This is a genomic window from Nonomuraea sp. JJY05, from assembly GCF_043496855.1.
GTDB lineage: Bacteria > Actinomycetota > Actinomycetes > Streptosporangiales > Streptosporangiaceae > Nonomuraea.
In genome coordinates, this window is record NZ_JBIEIS010000025.1 from 133,964 (window position 1) to 143,922 (window position 9,959).

Sequence of the window (9,959 nt, forward strand, 5' to 3'; positions counted from 1 at the left end):
ATGGCTCACATGCGACTGGGCACGAACCTGCCCAAGGTGGGGAGCTACAACCGGGCCGTGATCCTGGAGGCGATCCAGGCGTCCGACGGCATCAGCCGGGTGCAGATCGCCGCCCGCACCCGGCTGACCGCGCAGACCGTGTCGGTGATCGTGCGCAGGCTCCTGGAGGAGGGACTCGTCGTCGAGGACGGGTCCGTGCCGTCGAGCGGGGGCAAACCGCGCACGATCCTGCGCGTGGACCCGGACGCCGGCTACGCGATCGGGGTGCACTTCGACCCCGAGGAGATCTCGTGCGTGCTGGCCGATCTGGCCGGGCGGCCGGTCGAGCGGCTGCGCCTGCCCGTACGGCGCGGCCTCCGGCCCGAGGCGGTGATCCGGCAGATGGCCAGGGCCGCGCGGCGGATCCTGCGGGAGGCGGGGGTGGCCGACGGCAAGGTGCTGGGGGTGGGGCTGGCCTGCCCGGGGCCGCTGGACGGGGACGGCGTGATGGTCTCGCCGCCCAGGCTGCCCGAATGGGACCAGGTGCCGATCAAGGCGCTGCTGCACGAGCACACGCGGTTCCCGGTGACCGTGGACAACGACGCCACCGCCGCGGCCATCGGGGAGCGGTGGGCCGGGATCGCGCGGACCACGCCGAGCTTCGTGTACCTGTACCTGGGGACGGGCATCGGTGGCGGGATATTTCTGGATAACCAGGTGTATCGGGGGCGGTCGCTGAACGCGGCCGAGTTCGGGCACATCACGGTCGAGCCCGACGGGCCCGAATGCTACTGCGGCAACCGGGGCTGCGTGGAGGCGGTCTGCTGCCCCGGCGCCATCGAGGCCGCCATGGGCGGGCGCGTCTCGCACAAGGCCGTCTGTGCGGCCGCCGTCAAGGGGGAGCCCGAGGCGCGGCGGGTGATCGAACGGGTGGCGGAGCGGCTGGCCGACGCCGCCGTGAGCGTGGTCAACATGCTGGACATCGACCTGCTCGTGCTCGGCGGGCCCGCGCTCAGGGAGGTGGGGGAGCTCTACCGCGAGGTGATCGCGCGGGCTGTGTCGACCAGGACGCTGGCCAGGCGGCTGCACGCCGTCCGCGTGGAGACCTCGCCGATCGCGGCCGACGCCGCCGCGATCGGCGCGGCCTCGCTGGTCTTCCACGCCACGTACGCGCCCCGCCTGGGCGCTCTCCTCAGCGACTAGGCACGCTTCAGCCGGAGCGTGACCAGCTCGAACGGGCGCAGCGACACCGACAGCCCCTGCCCCGGGGCGCCCGTGGGACGCTCCAGCAGGTCGGTGGCGACGACCTCGGCGACCGGGAAGCCCGGCGTCAGCGTGGCGCGGGCCCGGCCGCCCCTCGACTCGTGGAAGCGGACGATCACGTCGCCGCTCCCGTCGTCGGCCAGCTTCACGGCGGTCACCACCACGGCGTCGTCGTCCACCGTGACCAGCGGCTCCACCTCCGCCGCGGCGCCGGACACCGGACGCTCGGGCAGGTTGACGAAATAGCCCTCGCGCACCGCGTCGCCGATCGTCGCCCCCGGCACGAGCGCGTGCCGGAAGCGGTGCACGCCCTGGTCGGTCTCCGGGTCGGGGAAGCGCGGGGCCCGCAGCAGCGAGACGCGCACGGTGGTGGTCGTGCCCGCGTCCGGGCGGACGGCCCGGGTGACGTCGTGGCCGTACGTCGAGTCGTTGACCAGCGCGACGCCCCAGCCCGGCTCCTCCACGTGCACGAAACGGTGGTTGCACGCCTCGAACTTGGCCGCCTCCCAGCTCGTGTTGGTGTGCGTGGCGCGGTAGGCGTGGCCGTACTGGCTCTCGGAGGCGTACCGGTCGGCGCGCACGTCCAGCGGGAAGGCCAGCTTGAGGAACTTCTCCGTCTCGTGCCAGTCGACCTCGGTCAGGATGTCGAGCCGCCCGCCGGCCAGCGTGAGCACCTGCGTCACCGTGGACGACCCGAACGAGCGCCGGACGCGGACCCCGTCGCCGTCTAGGCTCACCTCGTCGGCGTCCACGAGGTCGGTGACCGTGTTGCGGTAGAACTCGTCCACGTCCCAGGCGTCCCACATGTTGGGGAAGTCGGGGTGGAGCTGGAGGAGGTTCGCCGCCTGGCCGGGCGGCACCGTCTCCCTGCCCGCGGTCGAGTCGTAGGCGGACACGAGCAGGCCGCGGGCGTCGATCTCCACCCTGAGCAGGTCGTTCTCCAGGACGAAGCCGCCGCCGTCCCGCTCGCGCGTCTCCGTCCACCGCACGCCGGAGACGGCGCGGGCGCCCCCTCCGGGGACACCGTGGCGCGCGTGCGGGGCGCCGTTGAAGACCACCGTGCGGTCGCCGTCGCCGGCCAGGGCGCGCTGCGCGGTGTCGATGATCTCGTTCAGCTCGGCGGCCACCGCCTCGTACGTCCTGCGCGCCTCCCGGTGCACCCACGCGATCGACGAGCCCGGCAGGATGTCGTGGAACTGGTGCAGCAGCACCGTCTTCCAGATCCGGTCGAGCCGCTCGTACGGGTACGAAGCCCCGGTGCGCACCGCCGCGGTGGCCGCCCACAGCTCGGCCTCCCTCAGCAGGGACTCGCTGCGCCGGTTGCCCTGCTTGGTCTTGGCCTGGCTGGTGAGCGTGGCGCGGTGCAGTTCGAGGTAGAGCTCGCCCACCCAGACCGGCGGGTCGGGGTACTCGGCCTCGGCCTTGGCGAAGAAGTCGGCGGGCGGCTCCCACGTGACGGCGGGCGAGCCCTCCAGGTCGCGCACCCTGGCCGCCTTGGCGACCATCTCGCGCGTCGTGCCGCCGCCCCCGTCACCCCAGCCCGTAGGCGCGAGCGAGTGCCGCGCGACGCCCTTGTCCTTGAAGTTACGGGCCGCGTGCGCCAGCTGCCGGCCGCTCATCGAGCAGTTGTAGGTGTCCACCGGCGGGAAGTGCGTGAAGATCCGCGTCCCGTCGATGCCCTCCCACAGGAACGTGTGGTGCGGGAAGGTGTTCGTCCGACTCCACGAGATCTTCTGCGTGAGCAGCCGCTTCGACCCGGCCGCCTTGATGATCTGCGGCAGCCCCGCCGCGAACCCGAACGTGTCCGGCAGCCACACCTCCTCGTTGTCGATGCCGAACTCGTCGATGAAGAACCGCTTGCCGTGCACGAACTGACGGGCCATCGCCTCGGAGCCGGGCATGTTCGTGTCGGACTCCACCCACATGCCGCCCGCCGGGACGAACCGGCCCGTGGCCACCGCCTTGGTCACCTTCGCCCACACCTCGGGGCGGTGCTCCTTGATCCACGCCCACTGCTGCGCCTGCGACATCGCGAACACGAAGTCCGGCTCGTCCTCCAGCAGGGCGGTCATGTTCGCGGCGGTGCGGGCCACCTTGCGCACGGTCTCGCGCAGCGGCCACAGCCAGGCCGAGTCGATGTGCGCGTGGCCGACGGCGCTGATCCGGTGCGCCGACGGCACCGCGGGGGACGACAGCACGCCGGTCAGCTCGGCCCGGGCGGCGGCCGCCGTGCCGTTGACGTCCTGGAGATCGACGGCGTCCAGCGCCCGCTCCAGGGCCCGCAGCAGCTCCCAGCGGCGGGTGCCGTCGGCGGGCAGCTCCAGCATCAGCTCGCCCAGCACCTCCAGGTCCATCACGAGCTGCCACACGGTCTCGTCGAAGACGGCCAGGTCCATGCGGGCCAGCCGGTACAGCGGGTTGCCGCCGGCCGTCTCCTTGTCGCCCAGGTGCGTCGGCTGGAAGGGCGGGTTGCCGAGGATGACGGGGTTGGAGGCGGCCTCGATGTGCAGGTGTACGCGCTCGCCGCCCTCGACGGGGGAGCCGATGCGTACCCACTGGTTGCGGGGGTTGAGGCCCTTCACCGGGGAGCCGTCGGGGCGGTAGACCAGGCCCTCGCTCTGGAATCCCGGCATGTTCTCGTTGAAGCCCAGGTCGAGGATGGCCTCCACGGTCCTGCCCGCCCATTCGGCGGGCACCGTGCCGGTGACCGTGAACCAGCTCGTGCCCCACGGAGCGCCCCACGCGGCGCCGGGCGCGATCGGCTCGGGCGTCGCCGCCAGCCCCTCCGCGACCGGTACGGGCTCGCCCGGCGCGTGCCAGACCGCCACCTCCAGCGGGACGGACTCGGGGTACACGGCCGGGCGGATGCGCTCGTCCAGCACCCGCTGCAGGCGGGCCTCGACCAGGTTGCGGTCATCATGCATGTCAGGCGGCTCCCCACGGAAAGGCGACAGATCAGCCTTTAGCACGTTAAGCAACTTGATCGGGCCCGGCAATGCACGAACCGGATCACCTCAGCAAGGGCCGGAGCCCTTCGACGAAGGCGGGCGGGTCGGCCGGGCTTCCCATCCCCCAAGGACCCCGGCCGAAGTGGGGGCCGCACTTCCGCCGGGGTTCCTCCGGGCGGCGGCGCGACGCTGCGGCGCGGCCGGGCTTCCCCATCCCTCCCTATAGGACCCCAGCCGAAGTGCGGACCGTACTTCGGCTGAGGTCCTTGGGGGGCAGGGCACTGCGGCCCCGGAGGGCGGTGGCGGGTTCCCGACAAGTCGGGATCTGGCCACACCAACCTCATAGACAACGCCCATCCGGATGACTAGTAATTCGGTATTCGTGCTTACCGATTTGTCTGGAGGTCGTCCATGGGGCGATGGCGGGTTGCGGCCGCCTCCATGGTCATGGTCGCATCGTTATTCTCGGCACCCGGCGCGGCGCACGCCGGCACCGAGGCGGCCGGCGCGCCGATGGCGTTCACCAGCGCCCCGGTCGGCGAGATCACGCTGATCACGGGTGACCAGGTGCAGGTGCGGGCCGTGGACGGCGAGCACCGCGCGGTGACGGTCACCCCCGCGCCGCGGGCGGACGGCTCCGTGCCGACGTTCCAGGTGCTGGAGACGGACACCGGCGTGACCGTCATCCCCGACGACGTCGCCGCCCTGGTCCCCGACCGGCTCGACACCGCGCTGTTCAACGTGAGCGAGCTGGCCGAGCAGGGCTACGCGGCAGGCGCCATCCCGCTCATCCTCACCTACGAGGGCAACGCCACCAAGGCCGCCCTCCCCGCCGTCAAGCAGACCCGCACGCTGGAGAGCATCGGCGGCGCCGGCGTGTCGGTGGCCACCCGGGACGCCGCGGCGTTCGGGGCCGAGCTGGCCAAGCTGGCCACCCCGAGCCTGAGGGCGGCGGGCCCGCTGGCGGGCGTGCGGAAGATCTGGCTCGACCGCAAGGTGAAGCCGGACCTGGAGCAGAGCGTGCCGCAGATCGGCGCCCCCGAGGCGTGGGCGGCCGGGTACGACGGCACCGGCACGACCGTGGCCGTCCTCGACACCGGCGTGGACGCCGCGCACGCCGACCTCGCGGGCAAGGTCGCGGACCAGCGCGACTTCACCGGCCAGAGCGTCACCGGCGACCCCCACGGGCACGGCACCCACGTGGCCAGCACCATCGCGGGCACGGGCGCGGGCGGCGTCGGCAAGGGCGTGGCGCCCGGCGCGCGGCTGCTCAACGGCCGCGTGCTGGACGCCGACGGCTACGGCCGGCTGTCGTGGATCATCGACGGCATGGAGTGGGCGGCCGGCGAGAAGCACGCCGAGGTCGTCAACATGAGCCTGGGCAGCCGCGAGCCCGGCGGCCCGCTCACCTCGGCGGTGACCCAGCTCAGCAAGCAGTACGGCACGCTGTTCGTGGTGGCCGCCGGCAACGACGGCTGCGACGGGTGCGTGGGCGCCCCGGGCGACGCCCCGGAGGCGCTGACCGTCGGCGCGGTGGACAAGCGGGACGCGCTGGCGCCGTTCTCCAGCAGGGGTCCGATCACGGCCGACCTGTCGGTCAAGCCCGACGTCACCGCCCCCGGCGTGGACATCACCGCCGCCAAGGCGGGCGGCGGGAGCCTCACGCTGTCCGGCACCTCGATGGCGACCCCGCACGTCGCGGGCGCGGCGGCGCTGCTGCGCCAGGCGCGCCCGGGGATCGCCGGCAACGAGCTGAAGTCGCTGCTCATGGCCGGCGCCAGGCCCGGCCAGGACATCCCCGTGGACGCGCAGGGCGCGGGCCGCATCGACGTGGCCGCCGCGCTCAAGGGCTCGGTCGTGGCCTCGACGGGCTCGGCGAGCTTCGGCAAGCTCACCACCGGCGAGCGGAAGAGCCTCACCGTGGGCTACCACAACCTCGGCCAGGCGCCCGCCGAGCTGGCCCTGTCGGCCGGCGACGCGTTCACCGTCGAGCCGTCGAAGCTCACCGTGCCGGCCGGCGGGACGGCCGAGGTGCAGGTCACGGCCAAGGCGGCCGAGAGCGGGCTGGTGCGACAGGAGCTGACGGCCGCCGTCGCGGGCGGCAGCCCGGTCCGCACGCTGCTGACCGCGAGCATCGACGAGAAGCGGGTCGAGCTGCGCGTACGAGGCATCGCCCGCGACGGCCGCCCCGGCCGCGGCGGCTTCACCGTCCTCAACCTGGACGAGGGCACCCTGGTCGGCCGCCTGCTCCCCGGCGACCCGGCCCAGCCCTGCACCGACCAGAAGTACGGCAGCGGCACCTGCCTGCTCGTCAAGCCCGGCACCTACTCCGTGCTCGGCCACATCTTCACCATGCCCGCCACGCAGGGCAGCACCACCGGCGGCAAGCCGCTCAACGAGAGCCTGCTCGGCGACCCCGAAATGAAGATCACGGAGAACACCGAGGTCGTGCTGGACGCCCGCAAGGCGGTCGAGGTGAAGATCGAGACGCCCGACCACCGGACCAAGCGGAACACCGGCGCCGCCGGGGCCCTCATGTGGTACCGCTCCAGCGAGCAGGGCACCGCGCTGCGCGGCGGCACCACGATCTCGCCCGGCGGGCAGATCGAGGAGCGGCTGTTCGTCCAGCCCACGAGGAAGGTCACCAAGGGCACCTTCACCGTCGCCACCCGCTGGCGGCTGGCGGCCCCCGAGATCGAGCTGTCCACGCCCGGCCTGGACCTCGAGCCGCAGTACGTCGACCCGGTCCAGTTCAGCGACTTCTCCACCGAGTACCCGCGCCTGGACGGCACCCGGCTGCTCATGGCCGTGGACGCGGGACGGGGCAGCGCCGAGGAGATCAAGGCCCGCGACCTGCGCGGCAAGCTCGCCGTCATCCGCCGCACGGACGGCGTGCCCGTCTCCGCCCAGTCCAACGCCGCCGCGGCCGCCGGGGCGAAGATGGTCGCCGTCTACAGCGACCAGCCGGGCGCAGACGTCACTTCCCCGGACGGCACCGGCAACAACAGGGTCAAGCTCGCCGTCCCGACCGTGCGCCTGACGCACGAGGAGGGGCTGAAGCTGGTCGCGCGGCTGCGCCACCTGCCCGTGCCGATCCTGGCCAAGGGCATCGTCGCCAGCCCGTACGTCTACGACCTCTACCTGCGCGAGAAGGGCCGGGTGCGCGACTCGCTCACGTACGTGGTCAGGTCGAGGTCGCTGGCCAGGATCGAGACCGGCTACCACAGCCAGCTGGCCGACGACGTGACGATGAACGAGGCCAGGTTCGTCTTCGAGCCGTGGGACACCTCGTCCATCTCCACGAACCTGCCCCTGGCCAAGACGCCGCGCACCCGCACCGACTACGTCACCCCCGACCCCGAGCTGAGGTGGAGCTCGTCGGCGGGCAGCCCGGAGCGCTCCTACAACAACATGTGGCCGCACCCGGACACGCCGCGCATCCTGATGTCGTCGCCGGAGTTCCGCCCCTACGAGGTGGGGGAGCGGGTCGGCCGGACGCTGTTCAAGCAGCCGCTGATGCCCGGCATCAACCCGCGCAACCCGCTGCGCCGCGACGGCGACCGGCTGCGCATCTCGATGCAGGGCTTCGTGGACGCCGACCGCAACTACGGCGACGGCTACACCAGCATGTTCGAGCACGGCCTGAAGAGCGACTTCCGGCTCTACCAGGGCGACAAGCTGCTGCTGCAGACGAACTACCTGCCCGCGGGGTCGGGCCTGCTCCCGCCGGAGCAGGCCACGTACCGGATCGAGTACGACCTCGCCAACGAGGCCGAGTGGGCGAAGCTGTCCACCCGTACGAGGGCGGTGTGGACGTTCGGCTCGGAGCACACCACGCAGACGACGGTGGTCCCGCTGCTGCTGGCCTCGTTCGACGCGCCCGTGGACCTGAAGAACCAGGCCAGGTCGCACCGGCTCGGCCTGTCGCTCTACCACCAGGAGGGCGCGCCGCAGAGCGCGGTCAAGGACGTCTCGCTGGAGGTGTCGTACGACGACGGCGCCACCTGGAAGCCGGCCCGCCTGCGTGACAAGGGCGAGCGGGCCTACGAGACGACGCTCGGCAGGTCGCCGTCCGGCTTCGTCTCGCTGCGGCTGAAGGCCTCCGACGTCAACGGCAACACCCTGTCGCAGGAGGTGATCCGCGCCTACGCGGTGCGCTGAACGCCGTGCAGGAGGGTGCCGATCACCCTCGTGGCCAGCGCGTCGGGATCGGAGCCTGGGGGAGAGCCGTGCGCGGCCTCCCCCAGCAGCGCGAGATAGACCTGCCGGGCCCAGACGATGTCGCCGCCGGGGCCGGTCGAGACCCCGTTCTTCGACAGGATCGGCACCAGGCAGGCGGCCATCGGCGCCAAGCTCGCCACCCCCGAGCTGGTCGTCACCACGGCCCTGCGCGCCTTCGACCGCGACCGCGGGTACGTGGTGCCCGGCCGCGGCAGCCTGGGGATGGCCCACCTCATGCCCCGCCGCCCGCGCAAGCTCCTGGCCCTCATCGGCCGCCGCGTCACCCGCCAGGTCGCCGACGCCCTCACGCCCTCCCCGGGACGCGGCTGAGGCTGCCGCGCCCTACCGGAAGCCGCGGTCCGCGCGGTCGCGCCGGAAGGCGTCCAGGCGGTCGAAGTCCAGGTCGTGGGCCGAGACGGGGGCGTCGCCGGTGCCGGTGAAGAAGCCGGCCCGGGTCTGCGGGCAGGGGTTGGCGAACCCGGCGACCCCCGCGCAGGGATGCCCGTGATAGGTGGTCTCGTGGTGCCAGTCGCTGACCGCCACGTACGTCATGAACTCGTACGCCCGCGCCACGGTCATGTGCTGCCACAGCTCGCGCGCCGGTGCGGGGCCCTCCCAGCGGGTGACCGAGAAGGCCGGCACCAGCACCGCGTCGAGGCCGTCGCGCCCGGCCAGGCTGGCCGAGTACCACAGGTCGGCGCAGAGCAGGACGTGCAGGCGGCGGCCGTGTAACTCGAAGCCCGCGCTCGGGAGCCCGGGGACGACCCCCGAGCGCAGCTCGACGCCGTAGGGGTGGACCTTGTCGTACTCCATCAGCAGCTCGCCCCCGGCGTCGAACACGGCGCCCCGGTTGACCGGGCCGTCGTAGTGCGACCCGCCGACCACCGCCATCCCTGTCCCCTTGGCCAGGGCGCGCACCCTGGCCAGGTACTCGGCGCGGGCCAGGCCGGCGCCCGCCAGCTCGGGCAGGAGCACCACGTCTCCCGAGCGCGCGGAGACGAGCTCCTCGATCGCGTCGAAGTTGGCGTGGCCGTCGGGAGACCAGTGAGGGGGCTGAACCAGGAGGATCTTCACCCCTCCACTGTGACGGGTGAAGGGTCTACTGCGGCTGATGTACGCGTATAACGGACATGTCCTCTACGTGCACGGGCTCGCGGCAGTGCGCGCACACCATGACCGGCTCCAGCGGCTCGCCGCAGCTGTGCCGCCACACCGTCGGCGGCTCGCCCTTGGTGACGTACCGGTCGCCCCAGTCCATGAGCGACAGCAGCACCGAGTGCAGCGCCCGCCCCGCGTCGGTCAGCACGTACTCGTAGCGCGGCGGGTGCGACTCGTACAGCTCGCGCTCCAGCAGCCCGACCTCCTCCAGCTTGCGCAGCCTGGCGGTGAGGATGTCGCGGCTGGCGCCGGTGTTGCGGGCGATCTGGTCGAAGCGGCGCACGCCCAGAAGGACCTCCCGCATGGCCAGCAGGCTCCACCGCTCGCCGACCACCGCCAGCGCGTTGGCGATCGAGCATTCCCTGGGCATGCTCACCTCCAAGAGAGTCC

6 protein-coding genes are annotated in these 9,959 nt (G+C 72.7%); 3 read left to right on the top strand and 3 right to left on the bottom strand.

The annotated features are described in order from the left end of the window. Window positions 1-9 precede the first annotated feature (9 nt). Entirely contained in the window at window positions 10-1,182 is a 1,173-nt protein-coding gene (locus ACFKCF_RS34880) for an ROK family transcriptional regulator (RefSeq protein WP_394499538.1), read from the top strand. Here ACFKCF_RS34880 and ACFKCF_RS34885 read toward each other — a convergent pair. After that, complete coding sequence (locus ACFKCF_RS34885; protein ID WP_394499539.1) at window positions 1,179-4,166, bottom strand: alpha-mannosidase; 2,988 nt, start codon at window positions 4,164-4,166, stop codon at window positions 1,179-1,181. The two genes, ACFKCF_RS34880 and ACFKCF_RS34885, sit on opposite strands and share 4 nt — an antisense overlap. Before the next feature lie 471 nt (window positions 4,167-4,637). Here ACFKCF_RS34885 and ACFKCF_RS34890 point away from each other — a divergent pair, with 471 nt between their 5' ends. Beyond that, window positions 4,638-8,351 carry a S8 family peptidase gene (locus ACFKCF_RS34890; protein WP_394499540.1) on the top strand — a complete coding sequence of 1,238 codons (3,714 nt, stop codon included), beginning with the start codon at window positions 4,638-4,640 and terminating at the stop codon, window positions 8,349-8,351. 117 nt (window positions 8,352-8,468) lie between these two features. Next, entirely contained in the window at window positions 8,469-8,741 is a 273-nt protein-coding gene (locus tag ACFKCF_RS34895; RefSeq protein ID WP_394499541.1) for a hypothetical protein, read from the top strand. Between the two features lie 12 nt (window positions 8,742-8,753). Here ACFKCF_RS34895 and ACFKCF_RS34900 read toward each other — a convergent pair whose 3' ends face one another. Together ACFKCF_RS34900 and ACFKCF_RS34905 are read right to left on the bottom strand one after the other, a co-directional pair. After that, window positions 8,754-9,485, bottom strand: coding sequence for a carbon-nitrogen hydrolase family protein (locus ACFKCF_RS34900; protein WP_394499542.1), 732 nt, complete (start codon window positions 9,483-9,485; stop codon window positions 8,754-8,756). Between the two features lie 25 nt (window positions 9,486-9,510). After that, window positions 9,511-9,939 carry a winged helix-turn-helix transcriptional regulator gene (locus tag ACFKCF_RS34905; protein ID WP_394499543.1) on the bottom strand — a complete coding sequence of 143 codons (429 nt, stop codon included), beginning with the start codon at window positions 9,937-9,939 and terminating at the stop codon, window positions 9,511-9,513. Window positions 9,940-9,959 lie beyond the last annotated feature (20 nt).

Bases quoted from the DNA above. Each gene is read 5' to 3' on its own strand.
- ACFKCF_RS34880 (WP_394499538.1), top strand. From the start codon at position 10: ATGCGACTGGGCACGAACCTGCCCAAGGTGGGGAGCTACAACCGGGCC.
- ACFKCF_RS34885 (WP_394499539.1), bottom strand. From the start codon at position 4,166: ATGCATGATGACCGCAACCTGGTCGAGGCCCGCCTGCAGCGGGTGCTG.
- ACFKCF_RS34890 (WP_394499540.1), top strand. From the start codon at position 4,638: ATGGTCGCATCGTTATTCTCGGCACCCGGCGCGGCGCACGCCGGCACC.
- ACFKCF_RS34895 (WP_394499541.1), top strand. From the start codon at position 8,469: ATGTCGCCGCCGGGGCCGGTCGAGACCCCGTTCTTCGACAGGATCGGC.
- ACFKCF_RS34905 (WP_394499543.1), bottom strand. From the start codon at position 9,939: ATGCCCAGGGAATGCTCGATCGCCAACGCGCTGGCGGTGGTCGGCGAG.